This window comes from Halorarius halobius (assembly GCF_024298865.1).
Classification (GTDB): domain Archaea; phylum Halobacteriota; class Halobacteria; order Halobacteriales; family Haloarculaceae; genus Halorarius; species Halorarius halobius.
Genome location: NZ_CP101161.1, coordinates 2977575 through 2995570, shown reverse-complemented (window position 1 = coordinate 2995570; position 17996 = coordinate 2977575). Strand labels below are relative to the sequence as shown.

Below are 17996 nucleotides of genomic sequence, written 5' to 3'. Positions count from 1 at the left end.
AACTGTTAACTCCGGGTGAGTGGATACCCCGGCCGCAATGGATTTCGGACTCGACGACAAGACCGCCGTAGTGACGGGCGGTGCGGGACGAATCGGGAGCGAAGACTGCCGCGTGCTCGCCCGGGAGGGTGCGGAGGTCGTGGTGCTGGACGTCGAAGAGGAGCAGGCACAGAACGTCGCCGACGAAATCAACGACGACGACGACGAGTACGCGGGCCAGGCGCACGCCATCGAGTGTGACCTCACCGACCGCGACGACGTGGGCTCGACCGTCGACGCCCTCGAGGAGGAGACCGGCGGCATCGACGTGCTCGTGAACAACGCGGGGATGGTCGACGCCCGCGACCGGGTCGAGAACTTCGACGACGACATCTGGGACCGCGACGTCGCGGTGAACCTCACCGGCGCGTACAACATCACCCGCGAGGTGTTCCCGCGGATGAAGGAACGCGAGTGGGGCCGCATCGTCAGCATGTCCTCGATGGCCGGCTGGCAGGGCGGGTTCGGACAGCTCTCCTACTCCGCGACGAAGGCCGCGCTCATCGGCTTCGGGAAGACCCTCGCTCTGGAGGGCGCACAGAACGGCGTCACCTCCAACGTCATCGCGCCCAGCATCGTCGTCGGCGCGCTCGCCGACCTGCCCATCGACCAGCTCGAACAGATGGACGAGCATTTCGCCCGCATCGCCAAGGCGACGCCGATGCGACGACTCGGCCGCGAGGAGGACGTCGCCAACATGGTCGCGTATCTCTCCTCCGAGCAAGCGAACTACATCACCGGACAGGTCATGGGCGTCACCGGCGGCATCGACCTGTTCTCCTTCTAACTCCGTCGGCCGACAGTCCGCCGCTCGCTCATCCCTTCGCTCCGGCGTTCCCGTCGCCGCACCGAAGGTCCAAGTACGGGAGCGCGGCAACCCGCCACATCACCTGAGCGAGGACGCGATGGGCCACGGCGGGAGTGTGGTCCACCCATCGCGACTCTCGGGGTCGCGCCGTGGACCGCCTGCTCGCCCTCCGGGAACGCTACCGTTTTCGGCGTGCCACCGAAACGGTGGGTGTGTCCACGCTCCGCGCACTCGTTCCGTTCGCCCTCCTCGCGGTGCTGTGGGGATTCTCCTTCCCGGCCATCAGCGTCGGCCTCGATGCGCTCCCGCCGGTGCTGTTCGCGTCGTTCCGCTACGACATCGCCGCGGTCCTGCTACTCGCGGCCGCGGCCACCGGGAGCGGGTGGGTCCCGAACACGCGAGGCGACTACGAGGCCGTCATCGGGGGCGGCGTGTTCCTCATCGCCGGCAACGCATTCCTGTTCATCGGGCAACAGACCGTCGCCAGCGGCGTCGCCGCCATCCTTCAGGGGCTCGTTCCCATCGTGACGACGCTGTGGACGCTCGTGTTGCTCGACGAGCACGTCTCCGCCGTCGGCGCGGTGGGCATCCTCCTCGGGTTCCTCGGCGTCGGCCTGGTGGTGCGGCCGACGCCCGCGAACCTCCTCGCGGGCGATATCGCGGGCCGGTTGTTGATACTGTTGCAGGTGGTGAGCGTCTCGCTCGGCGGGGTCGTCGTCCAGCGGGCCGACGCCTCGCTCGGGTCGACATCTCGTGCGGGCTGGTCGATGCTCGTCGGGGCGGCCATCCTCCACGCCGTGAGTCTCGGTCTCGACGAGCCGACGACGCTGGAGTACCCGCTGGTGTCGGTCGCGGCGGTCCTCTATCTGGGGGTGTTTGCCACCGCCGTCGCCTTCTTCCTGTTCTTCCGCCTGCTCGACGAGTACGGCGCTCTCGAGACGAGTCTCGTCGGCTACGTGGTCCCCATCGTCGCAACGGTCGCTGGCGTCGTCCTCCTCGACGAGTCCATCACTCCGCTCACCGTCGTCGGGTTCGGCGTCGTGTTCCTCGGATTCCTCCTGTTGAAACGCGACGCCTTCCGTGCGATGCTCACGTAGCGTCGGGGGCCAGCGCCTCCACGGTCCCTTCGGCGAGATGCGTGGCGTTGCTCGGCACCGTGACAAGCGGCTGGTCCACCACCTCCATCGACTCGATGGCGGCGAACTGCTCGCGGGCCTCCTCGGGCGTCCCGGCTACCCCGAGCGCCGCGACCATCTCGTCGGTGACGCGGCCAGCCGCTGTCTCGCGGTCGCCGTCGCGCCACGCCGCCGCCACCCTCTCTGCCTCTTCGGGGAACTGCTCGGCGACGGCGTTGCGGTACCCCTCGCCGTTGCCGACGTAGTACGCGACGTGGCCGCGGACTGCGTCGCGTGCCGCCTCGGGGTCGTCGGCCACCGCCGACGGGACGTACGGCGCGACCGTGATGTCGTCTGCGTCGCGGTCCGCCGGCGTGTGCTCGCGGACGTAGTCGAACGCCTCGTCGAGCTTCGGGAACGGGACGTTGTGGGGAATCCAGCCGTCACAGAGCCGCGCGACCACGCGCCGGTTCGCCGGCCCGAGCGCGGCGTGGTAGACGGGCACGTCGGCGCCGAGCGACGGGAAATCGGCCACGTCGAACAGTTCGCCGTCGTACTCGACCTGCCCCTCCGACGAGAGGAACCGCCGCACGAGGTCGATGCTCTCGTGGGCACGCCGCACGGGGCGGTCGAACGGCATGCCGTGGAGGTCCTCGACGGCCTTGGCGGTCGAGGTGCCGACGCCGAGCGTGAACCGGCCGTCGGAGACGCGGTCGATGGACGCGGCGGTCATCGCCAGCACCGCCGGTGACCGCGAGAACACGTTCAGGATGGCCGTTCCGAGGCCGATGTCGTCGGTCCGCGTCGCTATCTGGGTCAGCGTCACCGGCGAACTCCGCCACCAGAGTTCGCCAAGCCACGCCGAGCCGTAGCCGAGTTCCTCCGCGCGAACCGCCAGTTCTACGGGGTCGTCACCGACCTGTGGCAACAGGAGGCCGCGGGTCATTCGACCGCCCCCGACTCGCGGAGTCGTTCGACCTCGCTGGCGTCGAACCCGACCTCGCGGAGCACGGCGTCGGTGTCCGCGCCGTGGTCCGGCGGGGACGACGCCTCCCCGTGCTCGATGTCGGTGCCGCGAGCGGGAAACCCGACGCGGGGATGGCCGTCGTCCGGTCGCTCGACGTAGCCGCGGGCTTCTATCTGCGGGTGTTCCATCGTCTCTTCGGGCGAGTAGACGCCGTCGACGGCGGCGTCCACGCCGTCGAAGAACTCGACCCACTCGTCACGGGTCCGCTCGGCGAACACCTCCCCGATGCCCTCACGGAGCGCCTGCAACTCCGCGGGGTCCTGCGTCATGTGCTTCCCGATCCACTCCTCTTTACCGACGGCTTCACAGAACGCCGACCAGAACTGTGGTTCGAGCGCACCGAGCGTGACGTACCCCTCCTTCGCCGGGTACACGTCGTACCAGGGGTACTGCCCGGTGAGCGGCGTCTCCCCGGGTCGCGGGTCGCCGCCGGTCAGCGCCTCGGAGGCGATGGCTTGCGAGAAGGAGACGACCACGTCGGTCATCCCCACGTCGACGTACTCGCCACCGGTGTTGCCCAACTCGCGCGAGGCGAGCGCCGACACGATGGCGAACGCGGCGAACAGGCCGCCGCCCATGTCCGCGACCTGGTAGCCGGGCATCCGTGGGGCCTCCGCGTCGGACTCCCGGGTCATGTCGAGCATCCCCGCGAGGCCGATGTAGTTCAAGTCGTGGCCCGCCTGCTCCGCGAGCGGACCGTTCTGCCCGTAGCCGGACAGCGAGCAGTAGACCAGGTCGTCGTTGTATTCGCGGAGCGTCTCGTAGTCGACGCCGAGCCGGTCGACGACCCCGGGACGGAACTGCTCGAACACCACGTCGGCGTCCTCGACGAGCCGGTAGAACGCCTCCAGCCCGTCGTCGCTCTTGAGGTCGATCGCGACGCTCCGTTTCCCCCGATTCACGGCGTCGAACACCGCGCCGTGGCCGGCGTCCGTCGTCGGGGGCATGTGTCGGGCGTAGTCGCCGGTCCCCGTGTCCTCTACTTTCACCACGTCAGCGCCCGCGTCCGCGAGCAACTGGCTCGCGTACGGGCCGGGGAGCAGTCGCGTCAGGTCCAGCACGCGCACGCCATCGAGTCGCATACGGGCCGCGAGCGCTCGCGGGGAGTTAAGACTACGGTTCGCCCGGCGGGCAACCGTTATGTCGTGGTGTGTTCATACGTAGCACGCCATGATGGACTCCCAGCTGACACTCGACAAACTGCTCGCCCGCGCGACGCGGCTGTTCCCCGACCGGGAGATCGTGACGAAACGCCCTGACGGGTCGAAACACCGGTACACCTACGCCGACCTCGACCGGCGGGTCCGGCAACTGGCGAACGCGCTCGACGAACTCGGCGTCGAAACGGGCGACCGTGTGGCGACGGTGGCGCTCAACAACTACCGTCACCTCGAACTGTACTTCGCGCCGCCGTGTTCGGGGCGGTCAATCCACATGTGCAACATGCGGCTCCCCGACAGCCACTTCCAGTACATCGTCAACGACGCCGAGGACCGGGTGGTGTTCGTCGACCCGGCGTTCGTCGAGAAGGTGGAGGCCAACGCCGACCAGTTCGACACCGTCGAGCAGTACGTCGTCCTCGCCGACGAGGTACCGGAGACGTCGCTGGAGCCCGTCGTCGCCTACGAGGACCTCCTCGCCGACCAGTCGACGGAGTACGAGTGGCCGGACCTCGACGAGGAGGCCGAGTGCGGGATGTGTTACACCTCGGGGACGACGGGCAAACCGAAGGGCGTCGCCTACTCCCACCGTGGCGTCTACCTCCACACGCTGATGTGCGGGCACGTCGACGCCAACGGCGTCAGCGAGTCCGATGTCGTGCTCCCGGTGGTGCCGATGTTCCACGCCAACGGCTGGGGGTTGCCGTACGCCGCGACGCTCGTCGGCGCCAAGCAGGTACTGCCGGGAGTCCACACCGACCCCGGCCCGGTCGCGGAACTCATCGACGAGGAGGAGGTGACGGTGTCGGCCGCGGTACCGACCATCTGGCTGGAGATGGCCGAGTACCTCGACGACCACCCGGAGGTGGACATCTCGAACATCGACCGTCTCACGGTCGGGGGGTCCGCGCCGCCGGAGTCGCTCATCCGCCGCTACGACGAAGAGTACGACGCGCCCATCATCCAGGGGTGGGGGATGACCGAACTCTCGCCGCTCGGGACGATGAGCACGCTCCGTCGGGAACTGCAGGACGCGGACCCGGAGACCCAGTACGCCTACCGCGCGAAGGCGGGGATGCCCGTCGCCGGCATCGAGACGCGCATCCTCGACGACGACGGCGACCCGGTACCTCACGACGGGGAGACGATGGGCGAGTTGCAGGTTCGCGGGCCGTGGGTCGTCGACGAGTACCACGAGCGACCGGAGGCGAACCGCGAGTCGTTCACAGACGACGGGTGGCTGAAGACCGGCGACATCGCCACGATGGACGGGATGGGCTACGTCGACGTCGTCGACCGCACGAAGGACGTCATCAAGTCCGGGGGCGAGTGGATCTCCTCGGTCGACCTGGAGAACGAACTGATGGCCCACCCGGACGTCGTCGAGGCCAGCGTCATCGCCGTCGACCACGAGACGTGGCAGGAGCGACCGCTCGCGGCGGTGGTGACGACCCCCGATGCCGACGTAGACGAGGCCGACTTGCTCTCGTTCCTCGGCGAGTCGTTCCCGTCGTGGTGGCTCCCCGACCGGGTCGAGTTCCTCGAGGAGATTCCCAAGACGTCCACCGGGAAGTTCGACAAGCAGCGACTCCGCGCCAGATACGAGGACGTCGAACTCCCCGCGGAGGACTGACACCCGACTGACTGGTGCATAGACGTTAAGCCGGATGCGCCGAATGGTGGGTCATGGCAACACAGGAGTCCTCCCCCGATTCCGCCGGGGTCAGTTTCGACACCGACGAGGAGACGCGCCTCATCCTCTCCTCGCTCGACGACTTCATCGAACAGGAGGTCGAGCCCATCGAGGACGACCTCGGCGAGACGTGGTCGAACCACCGGAAGCGCCACCAGGACGACGGACGGTTCGTCCCCGAGGTGCAGGAGGCCATCGAGGAGGTACGCAAGCGGTCGGCAGACGCGGGCTTCTACGCCGCGAACCTCCCCGAGGACGTCGGCGGCATGGGCGTCTCGAACGTCACGTGGTACCGGATGCTGAAACACGTCGCGGCCCACGGCGGCGGCCTCACGGAGTTCGTCCTCGCGGGGCCGGAAGGACCCAAGCCACTCCTGATGCAGGCCGAGGACGACCAGATAGACGACTATCTGAAGCCGGCGATTCGCGGCGAGGTGTCGACGGCGTTCGCACAGACCGAACCCGGCGTCGGCTCCGACTCGCCGAACATGGAGACCACCGCCGAGAAGGACGGCGACGAGTGGGTCATCGACGGGACGAAACAGTGGATAACCAACGCGCCGTACGCCGACTTCGTGCAGGTGTTCGCCCGTACCTCCCCACAGGAGGAGATGGGTCGGTACGGTGGCATCACCTGCTTCATCGTCGAGGCGGACGAGTACGAGGTTGGGTCGATGAACAACGCCGTCGGGATGGAAGGCCAGCAGGCGGAGCTCCGGTTCGACGGCGTCCGGGTTCCCGAGAGCCGCGTGCTCGGGAGCGTCGACACCGCTTTCTACGAGGCGATGGAGTTCCTCTCGCTGGGCCGACTCGAAATCGGCGCCCGGGCGATGGGCCACGCCGAGTTCCTGCTGGAGAAGGCCGTCGAGTACGCCAACGACCGGGAGGCGTTCGGACGGCCCATCGGGAAGTTCCAGGGCGTCTCTCACAAGATAGCGGAGGGGAAGGCCCGCGCGTACGCGGCGGACGCCGCCGGCCTCAAACTCGCGTGGAAGATGGACAACGGCGAGCAGGCCATCCTCGATTCCAGCGTCGTGAAGTATCTCTGCTCGAACGTGCTGTTCGACGTCGCGGACGACGTGGTGCAGGTCCACGGCGGCAACGGGCTCAGCGAGGACAACCCGTTCATGGACCGCCTCGAAACCGCCCGCGTCCTCCGCATCGTCGAGGGGACCGACGAGATACAGCTCAACACCATCGCCAAACAGCTCGGCGTCAACTGACCCGTCTCTGACGTCCAGTTTCGATTACATGAATCGACTTCAGGGAACCGTTTAGGGACCCCGTGTGCACCGTCCGGCTGTGAGGCTCGGCGACCGACTGCCGGACGAGGTGGTGTTGAAGTACTACCTGTATCAGGCGTCGGTGTCGTTCGGGTTCTTCTCGCCGGTGTTCACGCTGTTTCTGCTCTACCGGGACCTCTCGTACACCGAGATTGCCTTGTTGTCGAGCCAGCATGCGGTGTTGACCGTCGTGGGCGAGGTGCCGACCGGCTACGTCGGCGACCGCATCGGCCGGCGCAACAGCCTCGTCGTATCCAACGCGGCGATGGCGCTGTCCATCGCGGGGTTCGTCGTCGCCTCCGCGTTCGCGGAGTTCATGGTCCTCTACGCTCTGTGGTCCGTCGCGCTCGTGTTCCGGTCGGGAAGCGGCGACGCGTGGCTCTACGAGATGCTCCGCGAGCGCCTCGACGAGGGACGGTTCACCACGGTCCGGGGACGCGGCGGCGCGGTCAACCGCGCGGTGACCGTCGTGACGATGCTGGCGGGTGGCGCGCTGTACGCCGTCCGGCCGGAACTCCCCTTCGTCGCCGCGACGGTGCTGTTCGTGCTCGGTCTTCCCGTTCTGGTGTCGATGCCGAAGAACCGCCAGTTCGTCGACGGCGACGGCGGGCTGACCGTCCTGGAAGCGCTTCCCGTGTTGCGCGACCGACTGCTCTCGCCGCCGCTCCGTTCCGTCGTCGCCTACGTCGCCGTGTTCTTCGCGCTCGTCTCCGTCACCAACGCCTACGTCCAGCCGGTCGCCACCCGCGTGGTCGGCCTCCAGGTGTCAGCGATGGGCCCGCTGTATGCGGCGTTCACGCTCGTCGCCGCCGGTACCAGCTACTACGCCGACCGGCTCTCGGCGTGGTTCGGGGCGCGCCGGGCCGTGCTTCTGGTTCCACCGGTCGTCGCGGTCGTCCTGCTCGGGAGCGCGCTCCTCCCCCTTCTCGTGCTTCCGGCGTTCTTCCTGTACCGCGGTGCCAACGCCGGACTCCGCCCGGTCGTCAACCAGTTCATCAACGACAACGCCGGCGACGTGGGGCGAGCGACCGTGCTGTCGGCCGCGTCGATGGCCTACGCGCTGGTTCGTCTGCCGATGCTGGTGGGTGTCGGACGGGTCGCGGACCTACGGGGGCCGTTGACAGCCGTCGGCGCCGTCGCCGGTCTGGCGCTCGTTCTGCTGGCGGCCGTCGCGTTCGCCCGACGCCTCGCACGGGCGCGAGCGGCGGCGGAATGACCCCTTGGCTCGGCCGGGAGGCTTTTGCTCCATCACCCGTTGGGACGCTCATGGACGAGCGCGAACTCGCCTTCGCGGCCGACGCCATCCGCGATGCCGACACGGTCGCGGCGCTCACGGGAGCGGGCGTGTCGACGGCTTCCGGCATCCCCGATTTCCGAAGCGAGGGCGGCGTCTGGGACGAGTACGACCCGGAGGATTTCCGGCTCTCACGGTTCGACGCCGACCCGGAGGGGTTCTGGCGCGAACGGGTCGAACTCGTCGAGGAGGTGTACGGCGACGACGTGGACCCGAACCCGGCCCACGACGCGCTCGCGGACCTGGAAGCCTCGGGCCACCTCGACGGACTCATCACGCAGAACGTCGACGGACTCCATCAGGCCGCCGGGAGCGACGACCCGGTCGAGGTCCACGGCAACGGCCGTCGGGTCGTCTGCCGGTCGTGCAACCGCCGCTACGACGCCGACGGCGTCTACGACCGCGTCGACGACGGCGAGATACCGCCACGGTGTGACCACTGCGAGGGCGTTCTCAAACCCGACGTCGTGCTGTTCGGCGAGCAGTTGCCCGAGCACGCGCTGTTCCGCGCCCAGACGCTCTCCGAGAGCGCGGACACGTTCATCGTCGCCGGGTCGTCGCTGACAGTCGAACCCGCGGCGTCGTTTCCCCGCGTGGCGGCGAACAACGGCGCGACGCTGGTGCTCGCCAACCTCGAATCGACGCCGCTGTCCGGCCGTGCCGAGTACGATTTCCGGGCCGACGTCACCGACGTGTTGCCGGAGTTGGCCGACCGCGTGACCGACGCGTAGGTAGCTTTTTGCTCACCGATGGCCTGGTGGCTTGTGGCATGGTCTACTACGACGTGGTGGACACCGAGGACGTACCGGAGACCGACCTCTCCGAAATCGACGAGATTCCGCCGGACCTCACTATCCGGGGTGTCGACGACGCACTCGGCACCGAGAACATCGGAGTCAAGCTCTGGTACTTCGAACCGGACGAGGAGATACAGTACCACGCCCACAGCGAGCAGGAGGAGCTCTACTACGTCGTCGAGGGCGAGTTCTCGCTGAAACTCGGGCCGTCGGGCGAGGAGGAGTACGTCGACGCCGGTCCCGGCACGTTCTGGGTCGCCGGCCCGGAAACCGGACACGGCCACCGCTACGTCGGCGACGACACCGGCGTCGTACTGGCGATGGGGGCCCCACGCGTCGAGGACCCCGGACTGGACCCCCACTCGCTCGATACCGACGAGTAGTCAGGCCGGCGTCTCGACGTCGTCGGGCGAGTCGGCGTCGCCGTACGTCGTCTGAAGATACTCGATGACTCGCGCGCTCTGGCTCATCGTCACGCCGTACTCGTCGTCGACGACGACGGGGACCTGCCGCTGGCCCGAGACGCGCTGGACGACGTCGCGTTTGGAGTGGAGCCCCTCGACCCACACGGAGTCGTACTCCAGGCCGAGTTCGTCCAGTTCGTCGACGACGAACTCGCAGAACGGACAGCCTTCGAGTCGATAGAGCGTGATTCCCATACGCACGCGACGGGGCGGGGCGGCATAACTCCGGCGGCGAACCGTTTTTCCCACCCGGCACGCACTCACGAGTATGCCACCGACCGAGGGCGACGTCGCTCCAGACTTCGAGGCGCTGTACTGCGACGGCGATGCGTTCCGGGCCCGCAGGCTCTCCGAGACGCTCGACGAGCGGGGCGGGGTCGTCGTGTTCTTCGGCTTCGTGTTCAACGCCATCGGCGAGAACTGGTGGAAACGCTACGCCCGCGCCGGCTGGGGGGAGTTCGACGTGCCCGTCGTCGGCGTCGGACGGGACGGTCCCTACTCGATGAACGAGTTCATCCGACAGAAGGACCTGCCGTTCGCGTTCTTCGCGGACCTCGAATGCGACGCCGCCCGGGCGTACGACCTGCTGGTCGAGCGCGAGGGGATGGCCGGCGTCCACACGCCGAAGCGAGCCGTCTACGTGCTCGACGGCGACAGGGAAGTCAAGCACGTCTGGTCGAGCGACGACTGGATACATCCCGTTCCACGGGAGGAGATAGAGGCCGCGGTCGCGGATCTCTGAGTGTGTTCACCTTCTGTCCGGACTGCTCGGCGACGCGCCGGGACGTCTCGGTCGATCACGACGCCGGAACGGTAACCTGCCCGGCCTGCGGTGCGACCCGACAGTACGAGTCCCAGCCGCTGTTGGTGGTGACCGGCGCGTCGGCCGTCGGCAAGACCACCGCGTACCGGGAGGTGGTCGGCACCGTCGACGCCGTCGTCGTCGAGTCGGACCTCTACTGGCTCGAACCCCGCGGCGACGTGGCGACGGCCTGGCGCAGCGTCCCCGACGAGTCGCGCCACGGGTTCCACCTCCTCCGGTACGCCAGCCTCGGGCAGTCCGGCCGTCCGGTCGTCGCCTTCGGGAGCGCGCTCGGGGATGCAGAGCGGACGGAGTCGCTCGCGGAAGCCGACTACTTCCCGTGCATCGAGTATCTCGCGCTGGTCTGTGATCCCGACGAACAGGCCCGCCGTATCCGTGCGCGGCCGGGGTGGGACGGGGCGGCCGACTCCGGTGAACCCTGGGCAGACGTGGACGCACAGACGGCCGCGAACGAGCGATTCCGGCGGCTCGCCGACGACAGGGCGGACTACGACTCGTTCGACAACACCGACGCGACTGTCGACGAGACCGTCACCGCTGTCGGGGACTGGATTCGGCGTCGGCTGTGAGCCGCTCGAACAGCGGCCGAGTGAGGCGTTCGACGCGGACCCGTCGCTCGGCGTTCTCGTACAGCGACAGTGGCGGCCCCTCGACGTGGCGGTACACCTCCACGCGCCGCTGGTCCCCCTCCAGTCCGCGACTCGTCGCCGGCAGGAACGTCACGACGTCGACGACCGGTGTCTTCGACCAGTCGGTCGCCTCCAGTTCGGCCCGAACGTGGGGGCCCCATTCCCCTGTCGGAGCGACGAGGTGATTGTCGCCCATGGGTGCCGCGACGACGGCGAGTGACAAAGCTTCCGTGGCGAGCAGGCGGCCCGTGCCGGTTGCCGTGACGGGTGGGCCACGCAACCGCCGAGGCCCGTCACGACCGCGTTCAGGTCACGGGGCCGGTGGCCGCGGTCCGGTACTTGAACTTTCGGAGGGGAACGGCGACGTGGTCAGAACGTCGTCAGATGCTCGACCTCCGAGTGGTCGAGGTCCTCGAACGCGTCGCGGGCGATGACGCGGTTGTGGACCTCGTCGGCCCCGTCGACGATACGGAACGCCCGGACCGCCTCGTAGAAGTCCGCGATGGGGGTGTCACGGGAGATGCCCGTCCCGCCACACGCCTGGACCGCGAGGTCGATGACCTCCTGACAGACGTTCGCGGTGAACACCTTGCTCATCGAGACCGGAACCCGGGCCTGCTCGCCCCTCGAAATCTCCTCGGCGGCGTTGCGGACCATACAGCGGGCCGCGTGGAGGCGGGTCTCGGCGTCGGCGATGCGGTAGCGGAGCGACTGCTTCTCGCTAATCTTCGAGCCGAACGCCTCGCGGTCGTCGATGTACGCCTTGGCTATCTCGAGTGCGCGCTGGGCCATCCCCGAAAAGCGCATACAGTGAGTGAGTCGTGCGGGGCCGAGACGCTGCTGGGCGATAGCGAAGCCGGCGTTCTCCGCGCCGAGCAGGTTCTCCTCGGGGACGCGGACGTCGTCGTAGACGATTTCGGCGTGGCCCTGACCGTCCATGTCGGGACCGAGATGCGGGATGTCGCGTTTGATTTCGACGCCGTCGGCGTCCGAGGGTACGAGAATCATCGACGCACCCTGATACGGGTGGGCGTCGGGGTCCGTGACGGCCATGACGATGAGCACGTCCGCCAGGCTCCCCTGGGTGGTCCACCACTTGTGGCCGTTGACGACCCACTCGTCGCCGTCCTTCTCCGCGGTGGTCTTCAACATCTTCGGGTCGGAGCCGGCGCCGGCCTTCGGTTCGGTCATCGAGAACCCGGACCGAATCTCACCGGCGACGAGCGGCTTCAGCCACTCTTCCTTCTGGCGCTGGCTCCCGACGAGTTCGAAGGTGTGCATGTTCCCCTCGTCGGGCGCGTCGACGCGCATCGCGGCCGCACCGAGAAGCGAGCGTCCGGCTTGCTCGAACAGCGGCAGGACGTCGCGGAACTCCTCGCCCATGCCACCCCACTCTTCGTCTATCTGCGGGCAGTAGATGCCCCGCTCGCGGGCCTCGGCCCGGAGTTCCTCGATGAGGTCGTCGCTCGGTGGCCCCTGCCCGAGCTGTTCGCGCTCGGCGGGGATGACCACCTCGTCGACGAACTCGCGTGCTCGCGCCTCGAGTTCCTTCGCTCGCTCGGAGTCGTGGTACTCCATGACGCCCGCTTGCTCGTACACCAATGTAAAACAACCGGCACCGATTTTATCGGGATTCGGAGGGGAATCCCTAAATATACGTCCTCCCCGAGGTATAGCTCGCTTACAATGTTAGAGACGGTGGTCGCATGAGCGAGCCGGACGAGGACTACTTCGCGCGCATCGTCGACCAGGATGCGCTGGCGGCGTATCTGGAAGCGGCGCTGGGGCCGGCGGAGAGCTACGAGGTCGAACACCATCAGGAGGGCCACTCCAACGAGACGCTGTTCGTGACCTGGGGCGACGACGAACTGGTCATCCGGCGGCCGCCCCCGGGCGAGACGGCCGACCGTGCCCACGACGTGCTCCGGGAGTACCGCGTCGTCGACGCGCTTCAGGGGACCGACGTTCCGGTCCCCGAGACGGTGCTCTCCTGTGACGACGAGAGCGTTCTCGGGAGCGACTTCTACGTGATGAAGAAGGTGGACGGCGACGTGCTCCGCGACGAGGAGCCCGAGCGGTTCGCGACCCCCGAGCACCGCGAGCGGGTGGGGGTGGAACTCGTCGAGACGCTCGCGGCCATCCACGGGGTCGACTACGACGCCGTCGGTCTGGAACACGGCGACTTCGGCTACCCGCCGGGGTTCACCGAACGACAGGTGAAACGCTGGTCCGAGCAGTTGATGTGGGCGTTCTCGGTGACGGCCGACGAGCGCGAGGTGCCGGAGCTGTACGACGTGATGGAGTGGCTCCAGGACAACGTCCCCGAGGAGACGCCCGCGACGCTCGTCCACGGCGACTACAAACTGGACAACGTGATGTACGGCCCGGGCACGCCGCCGGAGATAGTCGCCGTCATGGACTGGGAGATGGCGACGCTGGGCGACCCGTTCACCGACCTCGGGTGGATGCTCTCCTACTGGTGGGACGAGAAGGACCCCGACCCGCCGGAGTCGACTTCCTCGTTGTCGAACACGTTCATGACCCGCGAGGGCTACTCCACGCGCCGGGAACTGGTCGACCGCTACGAGGAACTGACCGGATTCGAGTACGACCACGACCGCTTCTATCGGGCGCTCGCCGTCTACAAACTCGCCGGCCTCGGCGAGATGTTCTTCCGTCGCTATCTGGAGGGCAACTCCGACGACCCCATGTACCCGAAGATGCGCGAGGGCGTCCCCAAACTGGCCGAGCGCGCGCTCCGCATCATCGACGGCGAGGAGCCGCTGTAACGACCGCCCAACGTTTTGGCGCTCGCTCTCGACCGTCGGGGTATGGGGAGCGACGGACTCGTGGAACTCGACCAGTCCTGCTGGTCGGCGCTGGCGAAGTACAACCTCGTTCTGGCGACGCTGTTCGGTATCGTCGCTGTCGGCCTGCAGGCGACCGACATGGGGTCGACCCTGCTCGTGGTCGAGAACGGGGCGCTCGCGGTGCTGTTCGGCGCCGTCCAGTCGTACGCCTGGATATCCAGGTAGAGTTCCGGTGACCGAACGTATATCTCCGTGGCGCGGCACCACCGGCGCATGCGAGTAGCCGCGTTCACCGACCTGACCGGACCGGACGGCGTCGAACTCGTCGACCGCGACGACCCCCAACCCGGCGAGGGCGAGGCCGTCGTCGACGTTCGGGCCTGCTCTATCAACCGCCACGACCTCTGGATACTGCAGGGCGACTCGGCGATGGTCTCGGAAGGCGCGCTCCCGTTCGTGTCCGGACTCGACGTGGCCGGCGTCGTCGCCGAGACGGGCCCGGGCGCGAGCGTCTCCGAGGGCGACCGCGTCGTCCTGTGTCCGAATCAGACCTGCGGCACGTGCCGATACTGCCGCGAAGGACCCGAGAACCTCTGTCAGTCGTTCATGCTGTACCACGGGGGGCTCGCCGAGCAGGCGACGGTGACCGCCGACCGGCTCATCGCGTTGCCCGACGACCTATCCTTCCGCGACGCCGCCTGTCTGCCGACGGCGTATCTGACGGCCTGGCACATGTACCGGAAGGCCGACGTGACGGCGGGCGATACGGTCTTCGTCCCGGGCGCGACGGGCGGCGTCGGCGTCGCCGCGGTCCAGTTGGGCGACGTACTGGGCGTCGAGACGGTCGGCACTACCACCTCCCAACGCAAGGCCGACCGACTCGACGACATCGGCTGTTCGCACGTCGTCGTGAGCGGAGACCCCGACGACATCGTGCGCGAGGTGCGTGGCGTCGGGCAGGTGAACGCCGCCCTCAACCACCTCGCCGGCGAGTTCACCGAGGTGGCGGGGAAGGTGCTCGAGCGCGGCGGCCGGCAGGTGGTCTGTGGGCGCACGGCCGGCTCCCGCGTCGACACTGCGGCCGCTCCGTTCTTCCTCCAGCATCAGGAGATACTCGGCAGCACGATGGGCACCCAGCCGGAACTGGAGCGGCTAGTCGAGTTGGTCTCGGACGGCGCGTTCGACCCGGTCGTCGGCGGGACGTACCCGCTCGAGGAGACGCGCGAGGCGTTTCGCGACATGGCCGAGCGGGACGCGTTCGGCAAGCTCGTCGTCGAGCCGTGAGGTGGCTATAAACCGGAGCCGTCCCTTCGGACCCGCATGCAGGTTCCGCCGTGGGTGTACCGGCTGGTTCTCGTCGCCGCCGGCGCGCTCTCCGCCGGGGTCGTCGTCGCGCTGGCTCGCCCCGGCGGTCGGTGGGGACAACGCCTCCGCCGACGGCTCGTTCTCGGCGTCCCGTGGGGGACGTTACTCACGATGGGCGTCGTCCTCCTGTTTTATCTGGTCGTGCAGGGCGGGTTCGATAGCTGGCACGACCCGCTCGTCATCCCGTTCCGCGCGTGGTCGTACTTCTACCCGGTGGGTATCATCACCGCCGGGCTCGCACACGCCGACGGAGGCCACATCGTCGGTAACCTCCTCGGAACGCTGGTGTTCGGGTCGCTCGCCGAGTACGCGTGGGGACATTTCCCCACCCGTCGCGGGAGCCAGTCGTTCCGCTCGCTCCCGGAGAACCCGTTCGCTCGCGTCCTGGCGTTCACAGTCGCCTGCGTCGTCGCGGCGGTCCTCTCGGGAGCGTTCGGCCTCGGCCCGGTCATCGGGTTCTCGGGCGTCGTGTTCGCGTTCGCGGGGTTCGCAGTCGTCCGCTACCCGATTGCGACGGTCGTGTTGCTCGTCGGCTCGGACCTCGTCTCGCTGCTGTACCGCGCGCTCCGCTCGCCCGTCGGGTTCGGCTCCACGGGCGTCTCCTTCTCCTCGCCGTGGTGGGCCGGCATCGCCATCCAGGGGCACGCGCTCGGCTTCTTCATGGGGCTGGTCGCGGCGGTGCTGCTGTTTCGCCGGCGGGACAGCGTCGCACCCGCGGGCCGGGTGTGGTTCGGCGCGCTCGCATTCGCCGCCGCGAAGGGGATGTGGGCGGTGTACTTCATCCTCGGGGGCGGCCGCTATCAGCTGTTCCGGGCCGGCGGGCTGGCGGCGCTTCTCGTTCTCGCGGCGCTGGTCGCCGCCGCCGCCCGGGCGTCGAACCGGACGCTCCTGCCCAGCATCGGGCTCTCGCGCCGGGAAGCCGCCGTCGGCACGCTCGCGGCCGTCCTGCTGGCGCTTGCCCTCGTTGCGGTCCCGTACAACTTGCTGGCTGTCGGTGACGTGGGCACGGACGCGGAGACGGCGGTCGACGTTCGCGACTACACCGTCTACTACGCGGAAGACACGCCGAACCGGCTCGTGGGCGCCTACGACCTGCCGCTCATCAACACGTCGGGGGTGACGGCAAGCGGCGTCATCGTCGCCAACGAACGGCGGAACATCTGGTGGCAGGCCGTCTCGAAGGGTCGACTCGGCTTCGCCGGCCGTCAGGTCGTCACGGTGGGTGGCGTCGGATGGGAACGCCGCGTCGTCGCCAACCGCACGGGGTGGACGCCGGCGGGTGCGTCGACAGTCTACAAGGTGTTCCTCGCGCCCGAAGGCGGCGAGTCCAGACTCGCCTTCCGGTCGCCCAACGCCACGGCCGAGCCGACGATTCGGGGTCGGAACGTCACCGTCGTCGCGACGGAGCGCCGGTTCGACCTCGTCGTCTCGCGGGGGAACCGGACGCTCGGGCGGGCGGCGATTCCGCCGATAAACGAGAGCCGGTCCGCCGCGGGACTCACGTTCGTCCGCGAGCCGAGAACGGTGTACGCGACGGTCAACGACACGCGGGTCGGGGTCGCGACCCGGGAGACGTTCAACTAGCGCCAGACGACGCGGAACACCTCGGCGTCGAGCGTCTCCCGGTCGCTGTCGTGGTGGTCGAACTGGCGCGGGAGGTCGAACTCCGCGGCGAACGCGTGGGTCACCTCGCCGCCGGCGTCGGCGACGAACGCCTCCACGAACTCGCGGCTCCCCTCGTTGTGAACCGAGTAGGAGACCCGGGCGACGTCGGCCGCGGTGTCGAGAAAGGCGCGGTCGGCGTGTTCGTTTCCGGTCTGCGCGCCGAACGGGGGGTTCATCAGCACGGTCGCGTCGGTGAGACACAGCGGCACGCGGGTCGCATCGGCGCGTATCCAGTCCACGTCCGGGCGAGCCGCGACCTTCCGTTCGTTCTCGCGGGCGGTCGCCAGCGGCGCCGGGTCGAGTTCTACCCCGACGACCCGCTCGGGGCCCCGAAGGGCCGCACCCAGCGCCAACATCCCCGTGCCGGTGCCGAGGTCGACGACCGTTCGGTTCTCGATGTCGCCCTGCAGGTCGGCGTGGTGGACGATGTGTGCCGCCAGGTCGGGCGGCGTGTGGTACTGTTCGAGGGGAGCACGCGGGTTCTCGAAGCCGGCGACGACGCCGAGTTCCTGTGCGAGCCGCCGGCGGGTCATCAGACCGTGACCGGACCGTCGACGGACAGCGTCACGCCCTCGCGGCGCGCGCGCTCCTGGACCGCCGCCAGCGCCGGTTCGACCTTCGACTCGTCGGCCACCGACTCGACGGTGACGGCGAGTCGCCCGGCCCCGAGGAACGACGCGGCGCGCACGTACTCGCGGACCTCCTCCGCGACGTCCTGGGTGGCGAACGAACAGTCCTCCGCGAACGTGACCGTCAGATGGACCTCGGCAGGCACCTTTCCCGCCTCGCTGAGTTCGTACTTCAGGTCACGCAGATACTCGGGAGCGGTCGATTCCAGCGCCGTCGCGGGCAGGCTCACGGGGTCGGCGTCGGCCGGCCGACACGAGTCCACCGCGGAGTCGAACGAACGGGTGCTCATCACGTGTCCATATCTACTGGACATACTAATAGATTTGTGTATGCACAGCATGCATATGTCCCCTGCGCAAGAGTGTCCCCAGGGAGCGACGCGAGCGGCACCGAG

At 68.4% G+C, this 17996-nt stretch carries 20 protein-coding genes; 13 read left to right on the top strand and 7 right to left on the bottom strand.

The annotated features are described in order from the left end of the window. Positions 1–37 precede the first annotated feature (37 nt). Positions 38–826: an SDR family NAD(P)-dependent oxidoreductase gene (locus NL112_RS16060; RefSeq protein WP_255149860.1), complete on the top strand. Its 789-nt coding sequence runs from the start codon at positions 38–40 to the stop codon at positions 824–826. Positions 827–1059: 233 nt separating this feature from the next. Continuing rightward, positions 1060–1944, top strand: a complete 885-nt coding sequence (locus tag NL112_RS16055) for a DMT family transporter (protein ID WP_255149859.1) — start codon at positions 1060–1062, stop codon at positions 1942–1944. On the opposite strand, the gene NL112_RS16050 is transcribed toward NL112_RS16055, so the two are convergent. Continuing rightward, positions 1937–2908, bottom strand: coding sequence for an LLM class flavin-dependent oxidoreductase (locus tag NL112_RS16050; RefSeq protein WP_255149858.1), 972 nt, complete (start codon positions 2906–2908; stop codon positions 1937–1939). The two genes, NL112_RS16055 and NL112_RS16050, sit on opposite strands and share 8 nt — an antisense overlap. Continuing rightward, positions 2905–4071 (bottom strand): CaiB/BaiF CoA transferase family protein, encoded by a 1167-nt coding sequence (locus tag NL112_RS16045; RefSeq protein WP_255149857.1) that lies wholly within the window; start codon positions 4069–4071, stop codon positions 2905–2907. The genes NL112_RS16050 and NL112_RS16045 overlap by 4 nt, the downstream gene beginning before the upstream one ends. 91 nt (positions 4072–4162) lie before the next feature. On the opposite strand from NL112_RS16045, the gene NL112_RS16040 reads away from it, so the two are divergent. The 5 genes from NL112_RS16040 (at position 4163) to NL112_RS16020 (ending at position 9599) form a co-directional block, all read left to right on the top strand. Beyond that, positions 4163–5782 carry a long-chain fatty acid--CoA ligase gene (locus tag NL112_RS16040; RefSeq protein WP_350356178.1) on the top strand — a complete coding sequence of 540 codons (1620 nt, stop codon included), beginning with the start codon at positions 4163–4165 and terminating at the stop codon, positions 5780–5782. Between the two features lie 53 nt (positions 5783–5835). Beyond that, positions 5836–7065, top strand: coding sequence for an acyl-CoA dehydrogenase family protein (locus NL112_RS16035; RefSeq protein ID WP_255149855.1), 1230 nt, complete (start codon positions 5836–5838; stop codon positions 7063–7065). 79 nt (positions 7066–7144) lie between these two features. Beyond that, entirely contained in the window at positions 7145–8341 is a 1197-nt protein-coding gene (locus NL112_RS16030; RefSeq protein WP_255149854.1) for an MFS transporter, read from the top strand. 50 nt (positions 8342–8391) lie between these two features. Continuing rightward, positions 8392–9150 carry an SIR2 family NAD-dependent protein deacylase gene (locus NL112_RS16025; RefSeq protein WP_255149853.1) on the top strand — a complete coding sequence of 253 codons (759 nt, stop codon included), beginning with the start codon at positions 8392–8394 and terminating at the stop codon, positions 9148–9150. Between the two features lie 38 nt (positions 9151–9188). After that, the gene (locus tag NL112_RS16020; RefSeq protein ID WP_255149852.1) at positions 9189–9599 is read left to right on the top strand and encodes a cupin domain-containing protein; all 411 of its coding nucleotides are present in this window, start codon (positions 9189–9191) and stop codon (positions 9597–9599) included. Here NL112_RS16020 and NL112_RS16015 read toward each other — a convergent pair whose 3' ends face one another. Continuing rightward, the gene (locus NL112_RS16015; protein ID WP_255149851.1) at positions 9600–9875 is read right to left on the bottom strand and encodes a glutaredoxin family protein; all 276 of its coding nucleotides are present in this window, start codon (positions 9873–9875) and stop codon (positions 9600–9602) included. It lies immediately after the preceding gene. Positions 9876–9948: 73 nt separating this feature from the next. Here NL112_RS16015 and NL112_RS16010 point away from each other — a divergent pair, with 73 nt between their 5' ends. Further along, the gene (locus NL112_RS16010; protein ID WP_255149850.1) at positions 9949–10422 is read left to right on the top strand and encodes a redoxin domain-containing protein; all 474 of its coding nucleotides are present in this window, start codon (positions 9949–9951) and stop codon (positions 10420–10422) included. A gap of 2 nt (positions 10423–10424) precedes the next feature. Further along, positions 10425–11072, top strand: coding sequence for an ATP-binding protein (locus tag NL112_RS16005; RefSeq protein WP_255149849.1), 648 nt, complete (start codon positions 10425–10427; stop codon positions 11070–11072). On the opposite strand, the gene NL112_RS16000 is transcribed toward NL112_RS16005, so the two are convergent. Both NL112_RS16000 and NL112_RS15995 read right to left on the bottom strand, forming a co-directional pair. Continuing rightward, positions 11035–11328, bottom strand: coding sequence for a hypothetical protein (locus NL112_RS16000; protein ID WP_255149848.1), 294 nt, complete (start codon positions 11326–11328; stop codon positions 11035–11037). The genes NL112_RS16005 and NL112_RS16000 overlap by 38 nt on opposite strands. 173 nt (positions 11329–11501) lie before the next feature. After that, positions 11502–12710, bottom strand: coding sequence for an acyl-CoA dehydrogenase family protein (locus NL112_RS15995; protein WP_255152613.1), 1209 nt, complete (start codon positions 12708–12710; stop codon positions 11502–11504). Positions 12711–12838: 128 nt separating this feature from the next. On the opposite strand from NL112_RS15995, the gene NL112_RS15990 reads away from it, so the two are divergent. The 4 genes from NL112_RS15990 to NL112_RS15975 are packed head-to-tail and all read left to right on the top strand — an operon-like array spanning position 12839 to position 16891. Beyond that, positions 12839–13921 carry a phosphotransferase family protein gene (locus tag NL112_RS15990; protein ID WP_255149847.1) on the top strand — a complete coding sequence of 361 codons (1083 nt, stop codon included), beginning with the start codon at positions 12839–12841 and terminating at the stop codon, positions 13919–13921. A gap of 42 nt (positions 13922–13963) precedes the next feature. Beyond that, positions 13964–14167, top strand: coding sequence for a hypothetical protein (locus NL112_RS15985; RefSeq protein WP_255149846.1), 204 nt, complete (start codon positions 13964–13966; stop codon positions 14165–14167). 48 nt (positions 14168–14215) lie between these two features. Next, positions 14216–15226, top strand: coding sequence for a quinone oxidoreductase family protein (locus NL112_RS15980; RefSeq protein ID WP_255149845.1), 1011 nt, complete (start codon positions 14216–14218; stop codon positions 15224–15226). Between the two features lie 36 nt (positions 15227–15262). Further along, entirely contained in the window at positions 15263–16891 is a 1629-nt protein-coding gene (locus tag NL112_RS15975; protein ID WP_255149844.1) for a rhomboid family intramembrane serine protease, read from the top strand. Here NL112_RS15975 and NL112_RS15970 read toward each other — a convergent pair. Beyond that, entirely contained in the window at positions 16888–17505 is a 618-nt protein-coding gene (locus NL112_RS15970; protein ID WP_350356130.1) for an METTL5 family protein, read from the bottom strand. The genes NL112_RS15975 and NL112_RS15970 overlap by 4 nt on opposite strands. Beyond that, the gene (locus tag NL112_RS15965; RefSeq protein WP_255149843.1) at positions 17505–17891 is read right to left on the bottom strand and encodes a DUF7961 family protein; all 387 of its coding nucleotides are present in this window, start codon (positions 17889–17891) and stop codon (positions 17505–17507) included. The genes NL112_RS15970 and NL112_RS15965 overlap by 1 nt, the downstream gene beginning before the upstream one ends. Positions 17892–17996: the final 105 nt, after the last annotated feature.

What these genes read in the sequence shown, in the direction of transcription:
- NL112_RS16060 (WP_255149860.1), top strand. Translation starts at nt 38, where the DNA reads ATGGATTTCGGACTCGACGACAAGACCGCCGTAGTGACGGGCGGTGCG.
- NL112_RS16050 (WP_255149858.1), bottom strand. Translation starts at nt 2,908, where the DNA reads ATGACCCGCGGCCTCCTGTTGCCACAGGTCGGTGACGACCCCGTAGAA.
- NL112_RS16045 (WP_255149857.1), bottom strand. Translation starts at nt 4,071, where the DNA reads ATGCGACTCGATGGCGTGCGCGTGCTGGACCTGACGCGACTGCTCCCC.
- NL112_RS16040 (WP_350356178.1), top strand. Translation starts at nt 4,163, where the DNA reads ATGGACTCCCAGCTGACACTCGACAAACTGCTCGCCCGCGCGACGCGG.
- NL112_RS16035 (WP_255149855.1), top strand. Translation starts at nt 5,836, where the DNA reads ATGGCAACACAGGAGTCCTCCCCCGATTCCGCCGGGGTCAGTTTCGAC.
- NL112_RS16025 (WP_255149853.1), top strand. Translation starts at nt 8,392, where the DNA reads ATGGACGAGCGCGAACTCGCCTTCGCGGCCGACGCCATCCGCGATGCC.
- NL112_RS16020 (WP_255149852.1), top strand. Translation starts at nt 9,189, where the DNA reads ATGGTCTACTACGACGTGGTGGACACCGAGGACGTACCGGAGACCGAC.
- NL112_RS16015 (WP_255149851.1), bottom strand. Translation starts at nt 9,875, where the DNA reads ATGGGAATCACGCTCTATCGACTCGAAGGCTGTCCGTTCTGCGAGTTC.
- NL112_RS16010 (WP_255149850.1), top strand. Translation starts at nt 9,949, where the DNA reads ATGCCACCGACCGAGGGCGACGTCGCTCCAGACTTCGAGGCGCTGTAC.
- NL112_RS16000 (WP_255149848.1), bottom strand. Translation starts at nt 11,328, where the DNA reads ATGGGCGACAATCACCTCGTCGCTCCGACAGGGGAATGGGGCCCCCAC.
- NL112_RS15995 (WP_255152613.1), bottom strand. Translation starts at nt 12,710, where the DNA reads ATGGAGTACCACGACTCCGAGCGAGCGAAGGAACTCGAGGCGCGAGCA.
- NL112_RS15990 (WP_255149847.1), top strand. Translation starts at nt 12,839, where the DNA reads ATGAGCGAGCCGGACGAGGACTACTTCGCGCGCATCGTCGACCAGGAT.
- NL112_RS15985 (WP_255149846.1), top strand. Translation starts at nt 13,964, where the DNA reads ATGGGGAGCGACGGACTCGTGGAACTCGACCAGTCCTGCTGGTCGGCG.
- NL112_RS15980 (WP_255149845.1), top strand. Translation starts at nt 14,216, where the DNA reads ATGCGAGTAGCCGCGTTCACCGACCTGACCGGACCGGACGGCGTCGAA.
- NL112_RS15975 (WP_255149844.1), top strand. Translation starts at nt 15,263, where the DNA reads ATGCAGGTTCCGCCGTGGGTGTACCGGCTGGTTCTCGTCGCCGCCGGC.
- NL112_RS15970 (WP_350356130.1), bottom strand. Translation starts at nt 17,505, where the DNA reads ATGACCCGCCGGCGGCTCGCACAGGAACTCGGCGTCGTCGCCGGCTTC.
- NL112_RS15965 (WP_255149843.1), bottom strand. Translation starts at nt 17,891, where the DNA reads ATGAGCACCCGTTCGTTCGACTCCGCGGTGGACTCGTGTCGGCCGGCC.